Origin of the sequence: Micromonospora sp. NBRC 101691 (genome assembly GCF_030269285.1) — a bacterium.
Taxonomy (GTDB): domain Bacteria; phylum Actinomycetota; class Actinomycetes; order Mycobacteriales; family Micromonosporaceae; genus Micromonospora; species Micromonospora echinospora.
Map to the genome: position 1 here is coordinate 93,741 of NZ_BSTB01000017.1, position 19,309 is coordinate 113,049.

Below are 19,309 nucleotides of genomic sequence, written 5' to 3' on the forward strand. Positions count from 1 at the left end.
GTCGCCCCCACCCCCGCAGGGCCTCCCCGGCGTATTCCGAGCGGTCAGCCGAAGACCTGCGCCTCCAGCAGGCCGACGGAGGCCGCCCCGCTGACGAGCAGGACACGCAGCCGGGTCGTGGTGACCGGGGTGAACGCGACGTCGTTGTACCGGTCGGCCGCGACCGGGTGCCCGCCGGGAGCGGTCACGTCGGCCCAGGCGGCGCCGGTCCAGTACTGCACCTTCCAGGACGCCGGCAGCCGCACGCCGCCACCGTCGTCGAAGAAGTAGACCCGGGCCGACCGGACCGTCTGCGCGGACGCCCACGTCAGTTCGGCCCACTGCTGGCCCACCTCGGGCCACGTTCCCCACCGGGGGTTGCCGGTGTCGTTCGACGACGGCGGGTCGACGCCGTCGTTGATCGCGGTCACGCTCTCCCAGGGCGAGGTGTACGACGCCGACGCGGTCGCCGTCCGGGCCAGGTTCGGTTCCGGGACGCCACCGCCGCCCCGCTGGTAGACCTGCACCTCGGTCAGCCCCGTGCGGAAGCCGGCGGCGTGGGTGAACTGCACCCGCAGCCGCGACGTGGTCACCGGGGTGAAGCGGACCCGGTTGTAGTTGGACCGGACCGTGCCGGGGGTCCGCACCTGGCCCGGCGCGGTGACCCAGGTGCCGCCGTCGAGGTACTGCACCGTGTACGAGCTGGGCGGACGGTACCGGTTGGTGGCCCGGTCGTTGCGGAAGTAGAGCCACACGTCGTCCACCGTGCGGCTCTGCCCGAGGTTCACCTCGTACCAGTCGGTGGCGTTCGGTGATCCGTGGCTGCCCCAGATCGGCTCGTTGATCGGGAAGCCGTCCACCGCCGCCGCCGTCGACGTGCCCGACGCGGTGTACGACGCGGAGCTGGCCGCGCCCCGGGCCAGGTTGGGCAGGGTGGCGGTCAGGTCGGCACCCGCCTTGGCGAAGATGTCCACCATCCGGTCGGCGGTGTGGGTGACCGCCTGCGGCGCACGCAGGCCGGGGACCGTCGTGCGGTGGGTGGCGGTGCCGCCCTCGGGCAGCTCGACCGTGCCGGTGGCCGGGTCGTAGACCACCCGGGTCAGCCGGTCGACGGTCACCGCCCGGACCCCGTCGAGGTAGATCGAGTAGCCCTGGGGCACGCCCGGGTAGCGGGAGACGCCGTCGGCCGGGTCGTCCCAGACGATGCTCAGGTCCATGTTGCGGTACCGCAGGTTGTTCACCGCGAGGTGCGACCAGCCGATGTCGATGGGGTCGAGTTCCACCCGCGCGTCGGTGCGCGGGCGCAGCCCGGCCACGTCCTCGATCACCGTCCAGTTGCTGCTGCCGAGGATGTTGTGGTGGATCCAGGACCGGTAGGTGATGGTCCTCGTGGTGGCGTTCCAGTCGGCCCAGAACTCGTTGGCGTCCGGCCACTGGGTGTTCCCGCCGACGTACTGCGCCCAGGCGTTCCAGTAGAGCAGCTTCCGGTAGTGCTCGGCGGTCATCCACTGGTTGGGGTAGTTGCGCAGCACCGAGGAGTAGAGCCGGAACTGCACGGTGGAGTTGATGGTGGAGAAGTTGTTGCTGCCCGGTTTGCCGGCCGCCGCGGCGGCGGCCTTGTCCCGCTGGTTGGCGGTGAAGAACGGGAAGACCGGGTACTCGGCCGGGTCGTCGAAGAGCCGCAGCGCCTGCCGGTACTGCTCGGTGTTCGGCATCAGCCCCACCGCGTACGGGTAGTAGTTGTTGATCTCCTTCCAGGGCACGTGGGTGTTGGTCGCCACGTGCTTGTGCTCCAGCAGTTGCCGGGCCGGGTTCCACAGCGTGGTGAGCACGCCGGAGCGGATCCGGTCGGCGAGCGCCTGCATCTCGGCCGCCTTGGCGGTGTTCCCGACCAGCGCGTACGCCTGCTGCGCGGCGACCGCCCCGCTGTAGACGTACGCGGTCTCGGCCCGGTCGAGGTTGCCGTCGCGCCAGTGGAACGACACCGCGTCGGCGTCGTTGCCGGTCATCGCGCCCCAGTCGTACTCGATGACGCCGTTGCCGTTGGTGTCGTAGGTGGCGAGCTGCCCCTTGACGTCGCCCTCGGCGTAGCGGGCCAGGTGGCCGGCGATGGCCGGCTGTCCACCGTGGATCTGGTAGCTGCGCCAGGCCGCCTCGGCGATGTACTGGGTGTACGAGTTCGACCAGTTCTCCGGGTCGCCGGGGTTGTCCATGAACCGGCCGCCCCGGGAGGTCTGCCCCACCGACAGCCACGGCCCGTACGAGTAGACCGGGTTGCGCAGGTACTTCAGGTCGTCGATGTGCATCGGCTGGGTCAGCGCGATGGCGTTGTTGTAGCCGGTGACGCCCTCGATGGAGACCGGGAACTGGAAGTCCTGCCCCGGGATGTCCACGTCGAGGTAGTTGTAGCGCATCAACCACCAGCGGTAGTAGACGTTCTTCTTGATCGCCGGGTCGGGCACGTCGACGTACGGGACGTTCTCCGCCCACCAGCGGTTGTAGTCGCGGACGTGGGTGGCGAAGGCGGTCGCCGGGGTGTGGTTCCGGTACGTCTGGTACTCGGTCAGCGACTCGGGGATCTCGGTGGTGACGAAGCCCATCACCACCTTGGTGGTGACGCTCTGCCCGGGGTCGAGGGTCACCGAACGGTTGAGCCCGCCGCCGCTGACCGTGAAGCCGTCCCCGGCCAGCCGGGGATGGATCGTGGTGAGGTTGTTCTTCACCTGCCGGCTGCCGGTCAGCTCGCTACCGGTGCCGCTTGTCGCGTACGGCGAGGTGGCCCGGAGCTGGAGCGTGGTGGCGGTGCCGCCGGTGTTGGTGACGGTCAGGTTGGTGACCGCGACGTTCTGGTGGGTGACGAACTTCGTCAGGTCCACCCGGACCCCGCCGCTGGTGTAGACGCCCTTCCAGTGGCTCGGCGACTGCCACCGGCTGCCGACCTGTTCGGTGAAGGTGCCCGGGGTCACCGCCACGGCGTAGGCGTTCTGGCTGCTGATGTTGTCCCAGTAGGCGGCGTTGCCGCCGAAGCCGAGCACGGCCGGGTTGTGGGTGTTCATGTAGAACCCGCGACCCCGGGTCATCAGCCAGGTGCCGGCCGGGTCGTTGCCGGGGCGGGCGAGCAGCCGGTCCATCCAGAAGTCGGTGCCGCCGGCCTCGGCGTCGTAGATGGCCTTCATCATGTTGCCGGTGCTGTAGCCGACCGGTGGCGCGGGCACCGACGGGCCGGAGAAGGTGGGGTAGCCGATGGTCTGGGCCGCGCGGGCGGGGGCGGTGGGGACGGCCAGCGCGCCGACGGTGAGCACGGCGGCCAGCGCCCATGCGGTCGGCGCCCGACCTCGGGTGCGGGTACGGAACACGGGGACACCTCCAGGGACGGGGTGGAGGGGGACGGTCAGGGCTGGTAGGCGAGCCACTCCAGCAGGCCGGTGGAGAAGCCGGACCGGGAGGTGACGGCCAGCCGCAGTCGGGTGGTGCTGACGGTGCCGAAGGTGGTGACGTTGTAGGTGTTCCCGGCGACCGGGCAGGACGACTGGCCGGGCACCGGCACGTAGCCGCTGCCGTTCCAGTACTGGACCTGGCAGGAGGCGGGCAGGTCGATGCCCTGGTCGTCGTCGAACCAGTAGGTGGCGATCCGGTTGACCTGGCGGGCCGACGGCCAGGTGTACTCGACCCACTGGGTGCCCTGCTGCGGCCAGTTGCCGTACGCCAGGTTGCTGCGGTCGGCCGAGTTGGCCGGCACGCCGCCGTTGTGGAGCGCGGCGACGCTCTCCCAGGGGGAGACGTACGAGGTGGTGGCGGTCGCCGAGGGGGCCAGGTTGGTGCCGGCCGGTGGTCCACCGGGGCCGCCGGGGTTGGGCGGCGGGCCGGTGGTGGTCTGCACCACCTTGCGCATGGTGCCGTCCGCGTTGAAGTGCAGCAGGTCCACCGCGACCGAACGGCGGAAGTTGCCGCCGCCGGGGGCGTTCGCGTTGTGGTAGACGATGTACCACTGGCCGTTGAACTGGACCACCCCGGCGTGGTTGGTGGTCGAGGAGACCCGGTCGAGCACCACGCCCCGGTGGGTCCACGGGCCGAGCGGGCTGGTCGCGGTGGCGTAGCGCTGGCAGGCGTAGGCCGAGTCGGTGACGCAGCCGTTCGTGTCGTTGGCGGCGTACATCAGGTAGTAGAGCCCGTTGCGCTTGAACATCCAGGGGGCCTCCCAGAAGTTCGTCAGCCCCTGCGGGGTGACCACCGGCCCGTCCAGCTCGATCATGTTCGACGTGAGCTTCGCGGCCCGGACCCCCCAGTAGCCGCCCCAGTAGAGGTACGCCTGGCCGTCGTCGTCGGTGAACACGGTCGGGTCGATGTTCAGGCCGGAGGAGTTCGGGGTGCTGTCACTGACCAGCGGGCCGCCCTTGGCGTCGGTGAACGGGCCGAGCGGGCTGTCGCCGACCGCCACGCCGATGTCCATCCAGCCGGGGCCGCGCCCGTTGACCGAGGTGTACCAGTAGTACCGGCCGTTGCGGGGCTCGACCTCGCTGGCCCAGGCGTCCGCGCCGGCCCAGGGAAACGTGCCGACGTTGGCCCGCGCCCCGTGGTCGGTCCAGGTCGCGGCGTCGGTGGAGGAGAGCACCCGCCACTCGCGCATGACGAAGTTGTTGGTGCCGGTCGGGGCCTCGTCGCGGCCGGCGTAGACGTACATCGTGTTCCCGACGACCAGCGGGGCCGGGTCGGCGGTGTAGACGTGGGTGACGATCGGGTTGGCGGCGTGGGCGGGCGCGGCGGGCGCGACCGCGCCGAACGCGACGGCCGTGACGGCGGCGGTGGCCGCGCCGGCCCACGCGACGGCGCGTCGGGGCTCGGGGGGACGGGACATGCGCGTCACCTCTCTCGGGAGGGGTGCGGTGGGCGGAACCGGGAGGGGGTGCGGTACGGGAATCCGGGCGGTGCGGTACGGGACCGGCCCGCCGGGCGGGTGCCCGGCGGGCCGGTGGTTCAGAGCCCGTAGCGGCTCTTCAGGTGCCGCCACCAGTCGCGGAACATCCACGCGTCGAACTCGGTGATGGCGCCGGCGGAGCCGGCCTTCATCAGGAACCCGCCCACACCGCTCGGGGTCCAGTCGTAGAAGTCGTCGAGGCCGAAGGTGTGGCCGATCTCGTGCAGCAGGATGGTCATGTTCTCGGCGTTGAGGTTGTTGACGTAGTACTCGCTGCCCATCCGCTGGCCCCAGTCACCGCCCGCGCCGCCGCCCATGCCGGCGGTCAGCCAGAGCGACTGGTCGTAGTGGCGGGCCGCGCCGCCGGGGCAGTTCGGGTACTGGCCGTTCTGGTTGAAGAACCGGCCGCACCCCTCGGCGCACTGCGGGGCGTTCTCCCGGATGTCACCGACGTAGATGTCGACCGAGGTGTCCGACCACTGCAACTGGGCCCGGTCGCGCACCGCCCAGCCGACCACCTTGATCGGCACGTTCGCGTACGGCCAGTTGTTGTGGCCGACCATCACGTCCATCCACTTCTTGTACTGGCGGGCCAGGGTGGCGTGGATCTGGTCGCGCAGCGCGGCGGAGACGCTGGCCGGGGAGTCCCAGCGGACGCAGAAGTTCAGGCTGCCCCGGTTGGCGAAGACCTGGTCCCAGCCGTAGTTGCGGAAGCCGTACAGGTTGGGATAGGTCGCCTCCTGGTGGGCCCAGACCTCGTTCAGCGGGGTGACCAGGTTGCCCGGCGGGTTCCAGCCGGTGGGCGGGTTGCCACCGGGCGGGTTGGTGTGCGCCTTGACCTCCAGCAGCCCGACCGAGCCCGCGCCGCTGTCGAGCACCACCCGCAGCCGGGCGGTGCTGACCGCGGTGAAGGTCACCAGGTTGTAGCGGTTCGCCGCGACCGGATACCCGGAGGCGCCCGCCACGTCCTGGTAGGAGCTGCCGTTCCAGGACTGCACCCGCCAGGCGGCGGGCAGCCGCACCCCGCCGTTGTCGTCGAAGAAGTAGACCTCGACCGCGCGGATCGTCTGGTTCGCGGTCCAGGTGAGCTGCGCCCACTGCTGGCCCTGGTTGGGCCAGGTCCCCCAGCGCGGGTTGGCCGTGTCGTTGGACGAGGCCGGGTCGATGCCGTCCCGGATCGCCGCGACGCTCTCCCACGGCGAGGTGTACGACGCGCTCGGCGTCGCCGTCCAGGCCAGGTTGTCCCCGGGCGCCGCCTGGGCGACGTCCCCGGTCGTCCCGACGGCGACGAGGCCGAGGCCGGCGGCCATCAGCCCGGCCGCCACGGGCGCGACGATCCGTCTCCAGAACTGTCTCATCTGATCCCCTTGATCGAAGTTTGTCGATTTATTTGTCCCGGACCCGCCCAGGTCCCGCGGCCCATCGCGGGTGGTCCGGGATCAGCCCTTCACCGCACCGGAGGCGAACCCCCGGACGTAGCTGCGCTGGAGGAACGCGAAGAGGAGCAGGCACGGCACGGCCATGAAGACCACGCCGGCCTCCAGCGCGGCGTAGTCGATCGACCCGTGGCTCGCCGTACGCATGTTGACCACCGCCAGCGTGGCGGTGAACCGGTCGGTGGAGTTGAGCAGGATCAACGGCGCGAAGAACTCGCTCCACGAGGTGAGGAACGCGAACAGCGCGACCGTGACCAGCCCCGGACGGACCGCCGGGAGCAGGACCCGGAGCAGCACGCCCACACTGCCCGCCCCGTCGACCTGGGCGGACTCCTCCAGCTCCCGGGGTACCGCCTCGAACGAGTTGCGCATCATGAAGACGGAGAACGGCAGCTGGAACATGATCAGCACCAGGCTCAGCCCGACCAGCGAGTCCTCCAGGCCGATCCAGCCGAGCAGCACGTAGAGCGCGATCAGGATGGTCGCGTACGGCACCATCAGGATCGCCAGGGTGAGCAGGAAGAGCAGGTCCCGACCGGGGAACCGGAAACGCCCGAACGCGTAGCCGCCCAGCGTCGCGACCAGCAGCGTGCCGCCGACCGTCAACGCGCTGACCGTCACGCTGTTGACCAGGTGGTACGGGCGGATGCCGTTCTCGGAGGTGAACAACCGGTCGTAGTTCTCCAGACCGAACCCGGTGCCGGTACGCACCGACGCCCACCCGCTCCACAGCAGCGGGAACAGGAACAGGATCGCCAGCGCCGCGCCGGTGACGGGGAAGCCCCACCGGGTGGCCGTCGGAGAACCGGTCATGACCCTGCGCCCCTTCATTGGGAACGTCGGCGCAGCGCGCCGAGTTGGACGACGTTGACGACGAGGAGCACGGCGAGCAGCACCACCGAGATGCCGGCCGCCGAACCGAGGTCGAGGCGGACGAACGCCTCGCGGTAGATCACCATCACCAGCGAGGTGGTGCTGTTGTCCGGCCCACCCCGGGTGAGGATCCAGAACTGGTCGAAGGCGAGCAGCGAGCCGGTCACCATCAGGGTGAGCACCAGCGCGACGGACGGCCGCAGCAGCGGCAACGTGATCCGCCGGAACGTCTGCCAGCGGGACGCGCCGTCGAGCCGGGCCGCCTCGTAGACCTCCAGCGGGATCGCCTGCAACCCGGTCAGCAGGATCAGCATGTTGAAGCCCGCGAACCGCCACAGCACCAGCAGCACCGTCGAGCCGAGCGCCGAGCCGGCGCTGCCGCTGGTGAGGGAGACGTGCCCCTCGACCAGCCCGAGCCACCGCAGCAGGTCGGTGACCGGGCCGATCTCGTCGCTGAGCAGGCCCAGGAAGAGCAGGGAGGCGCTGGCGAAACCGACCGCCATCGGCAGGACCACCGCGGCACGGAGGAAGCCCACCCCACGTCGGCGCTGTTGCAGCAGCAGCGCCAACCCGAGCGCGACCGCGAAGAGCAGCACCGTCATGATCAGCGTGTACCGGAGGGTGAACCAGGCCGCCGACCGGACCAGCTCGTCGTCGGCGACGGCGGTGTAGTTGTCCGGGGCGTTGCGGGTCGGCGTGCCGAGCAGCGGCCACCGGTGCAGCGACATCCAGCCGACCAGGACCAGCGGGACGAGGAAGAACATGCCGACCACGAGTGCCGTCGGCGTGGCGTAGGCGAGGCCGGTCAGGGCCTGCCGCCGCGAGCGCGACCAGCCACGGCGCGACCGGCCCCCGGGGCGGGCCGTGGCGGCCGCACGCCGGTCGGCGCCGGTCGACGGTGGCAGCACCGTGGTGGGCATCTGTTCCTCCGGTCCGGGGAGGGCGGACCCGCGACGCCGACGCCGACGGCCGGGACCGCGTGGCGGGTCAGCCCTGCTGGAGTGACCTGGTGATGGCCGTGTTGCCCTCGGCGAGCGCGCGGGGGGCGTCCCCGAACAACGCGCCGCGGACGGTGCGCAGCCAGGGGCTCTGCGGGTCGTTGAACGAGGCGTTGAAGTTCTCCGCGTACGGCGTCCGGCCTCTGGCCACCAGGCCGTTGACCAGGGTGAGTCGCGGGTCGGTCGCGGAGTACCGGTTCGCCGCCAGGTCGGTGCGGGTGGGTACGCCCTTGTTCTTCGCCACCACCTCGACCTGCGCCTCGTCCGACATGGTCCAGGCCAGGAAGTCCCAGGCCTGGGCGGCCTTTTCGCTGGTGGCGCCGATGCCGATCGCGTCCCCGCCGACGAAGGTGGACGCCCCGCCGGTCAGGCCGGGGATCGGCGCGACGCCCATCGACACGCCCTTCGACTCGATCATGCCGAGCCAGACCGAGGGACCGGGGGCGATGCCGACCCGGCCGGCCTGGAGCGCGCCGAGCCAGGTCGGTCCGGCCTCGTCCCGGGAGGCCGGCGCGGCGACGCCCTCCTCGTAGAGGGAGCGGTAGAGCGCGAACACGTCGGCCATCTCCGGGGAGTCGATCCGGGCCGTACGCCCCTCGGCGTCCAGGACCTCGCCGCCGGCCGCCCAGACCGACGGCCAGAACGTGAACTCCACACAGCCGCCGCAGTTGCCGCCGAAGTAGGTGCCGTGCACGTCGCCACCGAGCCGGTCGATGGCCCGCGCGTGGTCGGCGAACTCCCGCAGCGAGGTCGGCGGTCGCTCCGGATCGAGTCCGGCCCGCCGGTAGAGGTCCTTGTTGTAGAGCATCACCGACATGTCGATGGTGTGCGGGACCGCGTAGTTGCGGTCCTTCCAGGTGCCGGCGCGCACGTGCGCCGGGGCCACCCGGTCCCGCACGTCGAGGCCGGCGAACCGGTCGGTGAGGTCGGTCCAGAGCCCCTGCGCGGCGTACTGCGCGGCGAACACCACGTCGGCGGCGAACAGGTCGGGCAGCGCCCGGGCACCGGCCGCCGAGGCCAGCTTCGCCGGGTACTCCTCGTTGGGGTACGCGGTCACCCGGACCTTGTTCCGGTGCGTGGCGTTGTACGCCTCGGCGTAAGCCCGGGAGACCGACTCGGTGGCCGCCCTGGTCCAGAGCGTCAACGTGGCGCCGTCGTCGACCCCGGACGGGCCGGTGGCCGACGGTGGGTCGTCGCCGCCGCAGGCCGCCACGGCCGTCGCCACGATCGCCGCCGTGAGCACGGCGACAACTCGAAGACCTCGTGGTCCCATCGGTCTCTCCTTCCGCCGGAAGCGGGGTAGACGAACACGCCCGGGGGCGGCCGGGCCGGTTCAGGTCACCGGCAACCAGACCCGCATGGTCGCCGGACCACGCCGGGCCCACCGGTGGTACGGCAGCAGTCGCAGACCGGTCAGGGGCGCCGCGGGGGCACGCCGGGGCGTCGGCCCGTACGGCCAGGCCCGCTCCCCCAGGGCGGTGAACCGGGCCCGGACCAGGACCGCGCCGTCGACGTCGACGTCGACCGGGAGGCTGCCCGGATCGACGCGCAGCGTGTCGAGATCCTCGTCGGCGAGCGCCTCGGCGCAGTACACCACCGGTCCCCGCTCGACGGCGACGCAGCCGCGCACCGCGTCGACGCGGGGGTCGGGATGGGTGAACCGGGGACGCAGCGGCAGTTCCAGCCGGACCTCGTCGCCGACGGCGAAGGCGTGCCGCACCGTGACCGGGCCGGGCCGGGCCGGTCGGCGGCCGGTCGGGGTGACCAGCACCGCCCCGGTGGCCCACTCCGGCACCCGCAGGGTGAGCGGGAAACCGCCGCCGTCGGTCGCGGTCACCCGCACGGTCACCACGCCGTCGTCGGGGTAGCCGGTCCGCATCCGCAGGGCCACCCGCCGGCCGTCGGGCAGCCGGGTGTCGACGTCGGCGTCGGCGTACTGGTGGATCCGCAGTCCCTCGTCGTCGGCGGTGACCAGGTACGTCGAGAGGCTGGCGAGCAGCCGGGCGACGTTGGGCAGGCAGCAGGAGACCTCGAACCAGGGGGCACGCGGGCCTCCACCGAAGCCGAGTTGCTGCTCGTCGGTCGGCACGTCCACCGTCCGGACGCGCTGGTGCAGGGTGTTGGCGTAGAAGAAGGCCCGCCCGTCGTCGCTGACCGCGGTAGCGACCACGTTGTAGAGGATGCGTTCGATGACGTCGGCGTACCGGCTGACGCCGGTGGCCAGCAACAGCCGCCAGGCGAGCATGATCGCGGCGACCCCGGCGCAGGTCTCGGAGTAGGACCGGTCGGGCGGGAGGACGAAGTCCTCGCCGAACGCCTCGTCCATGTGCCGCGACCCCATCCCGCCGGTGAGGTGGGTACGCCGGGCCAGCGTCCGGTCGAACTGGGCGGCAACCGCCGCGAGCAGCTCCCCGTCACCGGTCTCGACCGCCACGTCCACCGCCCCGCAGGCCAGGTAGAGGGCACGGACCGCGTGTCCGCGCAACACGGTGGCGTCCCGGACCGGGACGTCGTCGCTGTAGTACGACCAGCCGAAGTGGTGCTGGGGCAGGGTCTGGTGCCCGCGCCGCCGCACGAACAGCCCGGCCTGGTCGAGGTAGCGCTGCTCGCCGGTGAGCCGGGCCAGCTCGACCAGGGCCGGCTCGATGTTCGGGTGGCCGCAGATGCCCCACGTCCCGTCCGGACCGAAGGTGTCGCAGACGTGCTCGGCGGCGCGGCGGGCGACGTCGAGCAGCGGCCCCGCGCCTCCGGTCCGGGTCCGCGCGACGGCGGCCTGGAGCAGGTGGCCGGCGCAGTACAGCTCGTGCCCGGAGGCGAGGTCGCTGTGGCGGGGCCGCTGGCCCGGACCGCCGAAGGCGGTGCCCAGGTAGCCGTCGGGGGCCTGGGCCAGGGCGATCAGCTCGGTCAGTTCGGCGACCTCCCGGTCCCGGTCGGTCGAGCCGGTGCGCCCCACCTCCCAGGACATCGCCTCGACGAGCTTGTAGACCTCCGAGTCGGCGAACTCCCGGCCCCGCCGGTCGACCTCGCCGGCACCGGCCCGCGCGGCGGTGAAGTTGCCGGTCCAGCCGAGCTTGTCCATCCAGGACCGTCCGTGGTCGAGGGTCGCGGCACCGTTGACCCGCTGCCGGGTGGCCCAGAAGCCGTCCACGACCCGCACCTCGCCGAGACCGAGGGGCCGCAGCGCACCGCGCGACGGCACCACGGGACGGCCACCGGTGGGATCGGTACCGGGCGAAGCCTTCGTCATTGCCCCTCCGCCAGCTCGTGAGTGACCGGGGTCACCGGGGGTGTTGAGGCTACGATGGACTACGAAAAGCTTTTCGACAAGACATAGACCTATCTGGATCTCAATATCGACTGCTGGCGCTCCCCCGAGTCCGGGCACTACTCTCCTCTGACCAGGCTGGTCGAAACGCAGTCGAAAGGATTTCGGTGGGCAGACAGCGATCCCGATCGGTGACCCTCAGCGACGTGGCCCGACTCGCCGGCGTGTCGGTCGCCACCGCCTCCAAGGCGCTCAACGCCCGCGCCGAGGTCGCGCCGGCCACCCGGCAACGGGTGCTCCAGGCCGCCGACGAACTGGCGTTCCAGCCGAACGTGCTGGCCCGTGGTCTGATCTCGGGCCGTACCCGCACCATCGGGCTGCTCACCGACGAACTCGGCGGCCGGTTCTCCATCCCGATCCTGCTCGGCGCGGAGAACGCCCTCGGCAACGAGCAGATGTCGGTGCTGCTCTGCGACGCCCGGGGCGACGCGATCCGGCGTCGGCACTACATCCGCGCGCTGCTGGCCCGCCAGGTCGACGGGTTCATCATCCTCGGGGACAGCAACGACGTCCGCCCGTCCCTCACCCGGGACATCCCGGTCCCGGTGGTCTACGTGTACGGCGAGTCGAGCGACCCCGGCGACCTGTCGGTGCTCGCCGACGACGAGGGTGGGGCACGACTCGCCGCCGAGCACCTGGTCGCGCTGCGCCGCCGCCGGATCGCGCACATCACCGGGCCGGAGAGCTACCGGGCCGCCCGGGACCGGTTCACCGGGCTGTGCGCGGTGCTGGCCGAGCACGGGCTCCCGCTGGCCGGCGGCCGGCCGTGGTACGGCGAGTGGACCCAGCGCTGGGGCCGGCACGCCGCCCGGACGCTGCTCACCACCCATCCCGAGGTGGACGCGATCTTCTGCGGCAGCGACCAGATCGCCGCCGGGGTCACCCACTCCGTCCTCGCCCTCGGCCGGTCCGTCCCCGACGACGTCGCGATCGTCGGCTACGACAACTGGGAGGTGTTCGCCGCCGACTGCCACCCCCCGCTGACCACCGTCGACCTCAACCTCGAACAACTCGGGGCCACGGCGGTGACACACCTGTTCGCCGCCCTCGACGGGCGGCTCGCCCCGGGAGTGATCCGGCAACCGTGCCGACTGGTGGTCCGCGAGTCCACCGGCCCTCTCCCGGTCCGGGGCTGACCAGCGGCGGGACGTTTGCCGCGCCCGACGACGGGAAGGCCGGCCCGAGCCGTCGGAGGGAGATGACGTCGATGAAGGCCGTGGTCTACCGGGGTCCCCGCACCGTCCGCGTCGAGGAGGTGCCGGACCCGAGGATCGAGGCGCCCACCGACGCGATCGTCCGGATCACCACCACCAACATCTGCGGTTCGGACCTGCACATGTACGAGGGCCGCACGTCGGTGGCGGAGGGCACGATCCTCGGGCACGAGAACATGGGCGTGGTGCAGGAGGTCGGCCCCGCCGTCGACCGGGTCCGGGTCGGCGACCGGGTCTCCGTGCCGTTCAACATCGCCTGCGGCACCTGCCGCAACTGCCTGCACGGCTGGACCAGCTTCTGCCTGCGCACCAACCCGATCGAGGGGATCGACGGCGCGGCCTACGGCTACGCGAACATGGGCCCGTACCACGGGGGTCAGGCCGACTACCTGCGGGTGCCGTACGCCGACGTCAACCTGCTGCACCTGCCACCCGGCACGGAACACGAGAACGACTTCACCATGCTGTCGGACATCTTCCCCACCGGCTGGCACGGCACCGAACTCGCCGGACAGCGTCCCGGCGACACGGTGGCGGTCTTCGGCGCCGGTCCGATCGGGTTGATGGCCGCCCACAGCGCGCTGATCCGGGGAGCCGCCCGGGTGTTCGTGGTCGACAAGGAAGCCGACCGGCTCGCCCTGGCCGAGAAGATCGGCGCCCGCCCGGTGAACTTCGCCGAGGGTGACCCGGTGGCCCAGATCATGGACGCCACCGACGGCGCGGGCGCGGACTGCGGGGTCGAGGCCGTCGGCTACCAGGCCCACGACCCCTCCGGCGAGGAACACCCGGAACTGGTGCTGGACAACCTGGTCAACTGCGTCCGTTCCACCGGGGGCATCGGCGTGGTCGGGGTGTACGTGCCGCAGGACCCGCACAGCCCCGACAAGCGCGGCCGGGAGGGACGCATCGGCTGGCAGTACGGCACGTTCTTCAGCAAGGGCCAGCACATGGGCACCGGCCAGTGCCCGGTCATGCGGTACAACCGCCAGCTCCGCGACCTGATCATCAACGGTCGGGCGAACCCGTCCTTCCTGGTCTCCCACGAACTGCCGTTGGACGAGGCCGCCGACGGGTACGACCGGTTCGACCGGCGCGAGGCGGGCTGGACCAAGGTGCTCCTGCACCCCACCGGTTCCTGAGCACCGGGTGACCGGCGGCCGGCGCGACGGCCGCCGGTCAGCGGGAGCCGCAGCGGTCCAGCAGCCGGGCGATCTCCGCGGGCACCTGGTCCGGGCCCCGTAGCGACCTGCTGAACGGCAACCGGACGTCGCGGTGGCCGGTCGCGGACTCCAGCCGGAGGACGAGCCCGCACCGGTCCAGCCGGAGCGGGTGGATGCGTCGGGCCTCCCGCCGCAGGGCCGCCGGAACCAGCCGGGCCAGGGCCGACAGGGTCTGCTGACGCTGGTCGCCCAGCCGCCGCAGCAGGTCCGCCTCGGCGGCGGCGAGTGGATCGGGCCGGGCGGCGGCGAGGTCCTCCGGGTCGACCGGAGCGTCCCCGTCGGCGTCGACCAGCTCGGCGGTGACCAGGTCGAGGCGGGCGACCACGTCGGTGCCGCCCGGGTCCGCCACGGTCAACCAGCCGGCCAGCGTCGCCCGGGACCGGACCCGGTCGCGCATCGGGACCGGGGCGAGGCCGGTGACCTCGACCTGTGCGGCGACCTCGCCGGCGGCGAGGAGGTGCCGGGCGATGCGGCTGTCGGCGGGCAGCGCCAAGCGGAGCCGGCCGTCCCGGTCGACGGTGTGCCGGCCGGTCAGGTCGGCGCGGTGGTCGGGGGTCCGCAGGGTCAGCGACTCCGTGCCGACCAGCAGGGTGCGCAGCCGTTCGGCGGCCCGGTCGGCCACCACCGTCTTGCCCGCCACGTCGCCTCCAAGTTAGGTTAGCCTTACCTTACATGAGAGGTGACGATGAACCAGTCCCGTCCCAAGATCAAACGGTCCCGGCGTCTCGGCATTCCCCTGACCCCCAAGTGCGTCCGGTACTTCGAGCGTCGTCCGTTCCCGCCCGGCGACCACGGCCGGGCCCGGACCAAGGACTCCGACTACAAGGTCCGGCTCCGGGAGAAGCAGCGTCTCAAGGCGCAGTACGACGTCGCCGAGGGCCAACTGCGCCGGGCGTTCGACCGCGCCCTGCGCCGGCCGGGCAAGACCGGCGAGGAACTGGTGGTCGACCTGGAGACCCGGCTCGACGCGCTCGTCCTGCGGGCCGGCTTCGCCCGCACCATCTACCAGGCCCGGCAGACCGTCACCCATCGGCACGTCACCGTCAACGGCCGCCGGGTGGACCGGCCGTCGGCCCGGCTGCGCCCCGGCGACCGGTTCGCCGTCGCGGAGAACAGCCGCGCCAAGACCCCGTTCGTCGTCGCCGCCTCGGGCGCGCACGCCCCGCAGCGGCCGGCGCCGTACCTCGACGTCGACCTGTCCGGGCTGACCGCGCGGCTGACCCGCCTGCCCGCCCGCGCCGAGGTGCCGGTGATCTGCGACGAGCAACTCGTGGTCGAGCACTACTCCCGCTGACCGCGCATCGGTCCCGGCTGGCCCGCACCGCCCGGCGCGGGCCAGCCGGTCGGCACCGTCACGTCGGAGGCGTGCCCCGGCGGCCGGACGGCCGTCACGGCGGCGTAGCCCTCCGCCAGCCAGGCGAGGTCGGAGCCGGGAACCGGCTCGGCGCCGTTCTCCTCGACGGCCGTCCGGACGTGGTCCCGACCACTCTCGACGATCGTCATCTGGACCTGCCCGAACGGGGCGAGGGTGGCCTGCCGCAGCCCGGCGACCTCCGCCACCGGGACGTCCGGCACGTTCAGGTTGAGCACCGTACCCGGATCGGCCCCGACCAGCCAGGGCAACAGCCAGCCGGCCAGCTCCGCCGCCGTGGCCCAGTTGCGGGCCTCGTCGTCGACCGTGTCCAGCACGGCGATCGCGGCGCCGCCGGTGCCGGCGCTCGCCACGGCCGGGGAGAGCACGTCGAGGGAGACCGCCATGGCCCGGGCGCCCTGGTTGGCGGCGGTGAGCGCCGCGCCGACCGTGCCGGAGTGCAGGAGCGCATGGCCGGCGTTGGCGCCCCGGTTGATGCCGGAGAGCACCACGTCCGGCGGCGGACCGAACGCACCCAGCCCGGCCAGCACGGCGATGTAGGCCGGCGAGGCGGCGACAGCGTACGCCGGGACGCCGTCCAGGCCGTCCAGTCCGGCCCCGGTGAGGACCACCCGCCCGTCGTCGGTCACCGCCGACAGGGCGGCGCTCATCCCGCTCGCCTCCTCGCTCGGGGCCGCCACCACCACGTCCAGGCCCCGGTCGTACGCCGCCCGGGCGAGCCGGCGCAGCCCCGGCGCACGGATGCCGTCGTCGTTGGTCACCAGGACCCGTACCCGACGATCCTCCACCGCCGCCCTCCCCTACCTGTCGTCCAGCGGCGCGAGACGCACCCGGCCGACGAGTTCGCGGACCGCCTCGGCCCGGCCGGTGCCGAGCCCGTGCCGGGTGACGTTGAGCGCCCCGGCGGCGGCGCCGGTCCGCACCGCCTCCTCGAGGTCCCCGCCCCGGGCGAGCACCGCCGCGACGCCGGCGGTCATCGAGTCACCGGCGCCCCGGTGGTCGGCCAGTTCCAGCCGGGGGACGTGCACCTCCACCGCGCCGTGGCCGTCGAGCAGCCCCAGGCTGGGCTCACCGGCCCGGCTGATCAGCACCGACGTCGCCCCCTGCTCCTGGAGACGACGCCCGGCGGCCAGCAGCGACTCCACGCTGTCGTCCTCGGCCAGGCCGTCGTCCAGCAACTCCTCGTGGCTGACCTTGAGCAGGGCCACGCCGCCCTCGACGACGGCCTTCAGGTAGTCCCCGGACAGGTCGGCGACCACCACCGCGTCGTTGGCGCTGAGGTCGGCGGCGAGCCGCCGGTAGATGTCCGGGTCGACGACCGACGGGTCGGCCGGCCCGCTGAGCACGCTGACCGGGGCGCGCAGCCCCTCGGTGAGGGCGACGGTGTACAGCTCGTCGATGTCGTGACGGACCATCGGCGCACCGGCGAACTCGGCGATCTCCGCCCGCGAGCCGTCCCGCCGGTCGTGGACGTACCAGCCGCTGCCGGACTGCCGGAACACCGACCGGACCGTCACGTCCTCCTCGGTGAGCAGCTTGTGCAACGCGTCGCCGACCTCCCCGCCGAGCGCCACGCAGAGGGTGACCGGGACGCCCAGGGAGGCGATCATCCGCGCCTGCCAGACTCCCTGCCCGCCGGGGTGCAGGTGCAGCTCGACCGCGTCGGCCTGCTGTTCGATGGTCACGGTCAACAGCGGCGCCGGCGCGAACACCATCACACGATCGTCCATGCGGCCCCTATACCCCCGCCCTTCCGGGCTGACGCGTCGCCGCCCACCCCGCCCGGCGTGTCGCGGCGGAACGCGCCGACCGACGGGGTGGACGGGCTCACGCCACGACGGTCCGGCCCTTCTGCGGGACCGCCACGGCCGGGACGTCGTCGGGACCGGTGTCCGGCCGGATCCGGCCGTGGAACCGCCGCTGGTGCCGCATCCCGGCGACGACCCCGGCGGCGACCAGCACCACGGAGGCGACCGCGACCGCCGGGTAGCCGACGCGGTCCGCGCCGGCCAGGCCGATCGAGGCGGCGACGAACGAGCAGATCAACCCGAACGACGACAGCACGGTGAAGTCGGTGCCACCGGTGTCCGGCCGGGAGTAGTCCATGTTCACCGTGTAGAGCACCACGTTGAGGATGGTGTACGCGGCCATGAAGCAGCCCAGCGCAGCGACCGTGCCGACGAGCGGAGCGTGCCCGTTGAGCAGCGGCAGCAGCAGGACGGTGGAGACGGCGAGCGCCACGCCGCCGACGACGAGCACACCGCTGCGGCCGAACCGGCCGATCCCGGCTCCGGCCAGCAGACCGGCCAGGATCGCCGGCACGCTGATCACCACTCCGGTGACCAGACCGACCCGCTCCAGGGTCCAGCCCGCGTCGACCAGCGCCGGCGTGACCAGCGCGTACGCCGCGCCGGCGCCCACGTAGACCAGCGGCACCACGACGAAGGTCCACCACCGGCAACCGGGCTGGCCGAACGTCGACAGCAGCGCCCGGTACGCCTGGCCGGTGCGGGCCACCCGGTCGGTGCGGGGCGGCTCGCGGAACCGCCACACCACCACCAGGCCGACGGCGGTCAGCACGGCCAGCAGCAGGATCGCCGGAACCCAGCCGAAGCGGTCGTAGACGATGACGCAGGCCCCGCCGCCGAGCAGGTTGCCGAGGTAGCTCGCGGCGACCTGGATCCCGTTGCCGGTGCCCCGGGCGCGCGTGGAGAGCAGCCGGACGGCGACCGCGTCGGCTGCGACGTCCTGGGTGGCGGAGAGCAGCACGTACGCCGCGCAGATCGCGACGACCGCGCCGAGCCGTTCGGCGGGACGGGTGAACGGCAGCAGCGCCAGCAGGGTCAGCACCAGGCCGCCCTGGAGCACGAGCAGCCAGGACCGGTAGTGGCCGTGGCGGCGGGAGCCGTACCGGTCCAGGATCGGGGCCCAGAGGAACTTGACCGGCCAGATCAGACCGACGATGTTCAACAGCGCCAGGGTCTCCAGCGAGGTGCCGCCGTCGCGGAGGATCGCGGTCAGGCCGATGGTGATGAACCCGATGCCCAGGTACTGGGTGACGTAGAGCGCCGTGAGCGTGCCCAGCCGGCCCGAACCGGTCCGCTCCCCTGGTTGTTCCACTGGTCCTCCCGGCCGTCCGCCACAGTTAGGCGAGGGTAACCTAACTTGGCCGACGCGGGAATCCGCGTCGGGGGTCCGGCACGGGGTAGGAACGGTTGCCATGACGTCGACGATGCTGGTGACCGGGCCGGGGCTGGCGGTCGCCCTGGTGGCGCTGACCGCCGTCGCGGCGGCGGTGGTGACGCTCGGCCGGCTCGGCCACGGTCGGCAGATCGTGGTGGCCGCCGTCCGCGCCACGCTCCAACTGGCGGCGGTGTCCCTGCTCATCGTCGTCATCGTCGGGTCGGCCGCGGCGACGGCCGGATTCGTCCTGCTCATGTGGGCGGTGGCGGCGGCGACCTCCGGCCGGCGGATCACCGGCGGACGGACATGGTGGGCCGCCGTGCCGATCGGGGCCGGGAGCCTGCCGGTCGTGGCGGCGTTGCTGGCGACCGGCCTGCTCCCGCCACGCGGCATCGCGGTCGTCCCGGTGGCCGGCATCCTGATCGGCGGGGCGATGACCGCCACCTCGCTGGCGGGTCGCCGGGCCCTCGACGAACTCACCACCCGCCGGGGCGAGGTGGAGGCCGGGCTCGCGCTGGGCCTGCTCCCTCGGGACGCGGTGCTGCTGGTGTGCCGCCCCGCCGCCGGGCAGGCGCTGGTCCCGGCGCTGGACCAGACCCGCACGGTGGGGCTGGTGACGCTGCCGGGGGCGTTCGTCGGTGTGCTGCTCGGCGGCGCCGACCCGCTCACCGCCGGTGTCACGCAACTCTTCGTCCTGATCGGCCTGCTGGCGGTGGAGGCGGTCGCCGTGGTCGTCACCGTCGAGCTGGTCGCCCACGGCCGGCTCCGGCCGGCGTGACCCGGCCCGGAGCGCG

Annotated in this window: 15 protein-coding genes; 4 read left to right on the plus strand and 11 right to left on the minus strand. The window is 72.7% G+C overall.

The features are described from left to right. Nucleotides 1–44 precede the first annotated feature (44 nt). From QSK20_RS23610 to QSK20_RS23640, 7 genes are all read right to left on the minus strand, one after another. On the minus strand, nucleotides 45–3,335 hold the full coding sequence (locus QSK20_RS23610) for a discoidin domain-containing protein (RefSeq protein ID WP_285790794.1): 3,291 nt from the start codon (nucleotides 3,333–3,335) through the stop codon (nucleotides 45–47). Nucleotides 3,336–3,370: 35 nt separating this feature from the next. Beyond that, nucleotides 3,371–4,834: a glycoside hydrolase family 43 protein gene (locus QSK20_RS23615; protein ID WP_285790795.1), complete on the minus strand. Its 1,464-nt coding sequence runs from the start codon at nucleotides 4,832–4,834 to the stop codon at nucleotides 3,371–3,373. Nucleotides 4,835–4,953: 119 nt separating this feature from the next. Then, on the minus strand, nucleotides 4,954–6,252 hold the full coding sequence (locus tag QSK20_RS23620; protein WP_285790796.1) for a cellulose-binding protein: 1,299 nt from the start codon (nucleotides 6,250–6,252) through the stop codon (nucleotides 4,954–4,956). Nucleotides 6,253–6,333: 81 nt separating this feature from the next. Further along, entirely contained in the window at nucleotides 6,334–7,143 is an 810-nt protein-coding gene (locus QSK20_RS23625) for a carbohydrate ABC transporter permease (protein ID WP_285790797.1), read from the minus strand. Nucleotides 7,144–7,157: 14 nt separating this feature from the next. Continuing rightward, nucleotides 7,158–8,123, minus strand: coding sequence for a carbohydrate ABC transporter permease (locus tag QSK20_RS23630; protein ID WP_285790798.1), 966 nt, complete (start codon nucleotides 8,121–8,123; stop codon nucleotides 7,158–7,160). A 67-nt stretch (nucleotides 8,124–8,190) separates the two neighbouring features. Further along, the gene (locus tag QSK20_RS23635; protein WP_285790799.1) at nucleotides 8,191–9,474 is read right to left on the minus strand and encodes an ABC transporter substrate-binding protein; all 1,284 of its coding nucleotides are present in this window, start codon (nucleotides 9,472–9,474) and stop codon (nucleotides 8,191–8,193) included. Nucleotides 9,475–9,534: 60 nt separating this feature from the next. Beyond that, nucleotides 9,535–11,448: a glycoside hydrolase family 127 protein gene (locus tag QSK20_RS23640; RefSeq protein WP_285790800.1), complete on the minus strand. Its 1,914-nt coding sequence runs from the start codon at nucleotides 11,446–11,448 to the stop codon at nucleotides 9,535–9,537. Nucleotides 11,449–11,657: 209 nt separating this feature from the next. Here QSK20_RS23640 and QSK20_RS23645 point away from each other — a divergent pair, with 209 nt between their 5' ends. Beyond that, a complete protein-coding gene (locus tag QSK20_RS23645) occupies nucleotides 11,658–12,662 on the plus strand; it encodes a LacI family DNA-binding transcriptional regulator (RefSeq protein ID WP_377661241.1) in 1,005 nt (334 codons plus the stop codon). 71 nt (nucleotides 12,663–12,733) lie between these two features. Further along, nucleotides 12,734–13,879, plus strand: coding sequence for a glutathione-independent formaldehyde dehydrogenase (locus QSK20_RS23650; RefSeq protein ID WP_285790801.1), 1,146 nt, complete (start codon nucleotides 12,734–12,736; stop codon nucleotides 13,877–13,879). 37 nt (nucleotides 13,880–13,916) lie between these two features. Here the strand turns inward: QSK20_RS23650 and QSK20_RS23655 are convergent, their stop codons facing one another. Further along, on the minus strand, nucleotides 13,917–14,600 hold the full coding sequence (locus QSK20_RS23655; RefSeq protein ID WP_285790802.1) for a DUF2470 domain-containing protein: 684 nt from the start codon (nucleotides 14,598–14,600) through the stop codon (nucleotides 13,917–13,919). Between the two features lie 45 nt (nucleotides 14,601–14,645). On the opposite strand from QSK20_RS23655, the gene rpsD reads away from it, so the two are divergent. After that, the gene (gene rpsD / locus QSK20_RS23660) at nucleotides 14,646–15,254 is read left to right on the plus strand and encodes a 30S ribosomal protein S4 (RefSeq protein WP_088985931.1); all 609 of its coding nucleotides are present in this window, start codon (nucleotides 14,646–14,648) and stop codon (nucleotides 15,252–15,254) included. Here rpsD and surE read toward each other — a convergent pair. The 3 genes from surE to QSK20_RS23675 all read right to left on the minus strand — a co-directional run bounded on the left by surE (nucleotide 15,242) and on the right by QSK20_RS23675 (nucleotide 18,452). Then, entirely contained in the window at nucleotides 15,242–16,120 is an 879-nt protein-coding gene (gene surE, locus QSK20_RS23665; RefSeq protein ID WP_285790803.1) for a 5'/3'-nucleotidase SurE, read from the minus strand. The two genes, rpsD and surE, sit on opposite strands and share 13 nt — an antisense overlap. 12 nt (nucleotides 16,121–16,132) lie before the next feature. Continuing rightward, nucleotides 16,133–17,062, minus strand: a complete 930-nt coding sequence (locus QSK20_RS23670; protein ID WP_285790804.1) for a 1-phosphofructokinase family hexose kinase — start codon at nucleotides 17,060–17,062, stop codon at nucleotides 16,133–16,135. 97 nt (nucleotides 17,063–17,159) lie between these two features. Continuing rightward, the gene (locus QSK20_RS23675; RefSeq protein ID WP_285790805.1) at nucleotides 17,160–18,452 is read right to left on the minus strand and encodes an MFS transporter; all 1,293 of its coding nucleotides are present in this window, start codon (nucleotides 18,450–18,452) and stop codon (nucleotides 17,160–17,162) included. A gap of 100 nt (nucleotides 18,453–18,552) precedes the next feature. Here QSK20_RS23675 and QSK20_RS23680 point away from each other — a divergent pair, with 100 nt between their 5' ends. Then, nucleotides 18,553–19,293, plus strand: coding sequence for an ABC transporter permease (locus QSK20_RS23680; RefSeq protein ID WP_285790806.1), 741 nt, complete (start codon nucleotides 18,553–18,555; stop codon nucleotides 19,291–19,293). Nucleotides 19,294–19,309 lie beyond the last annotated feature (16 nt).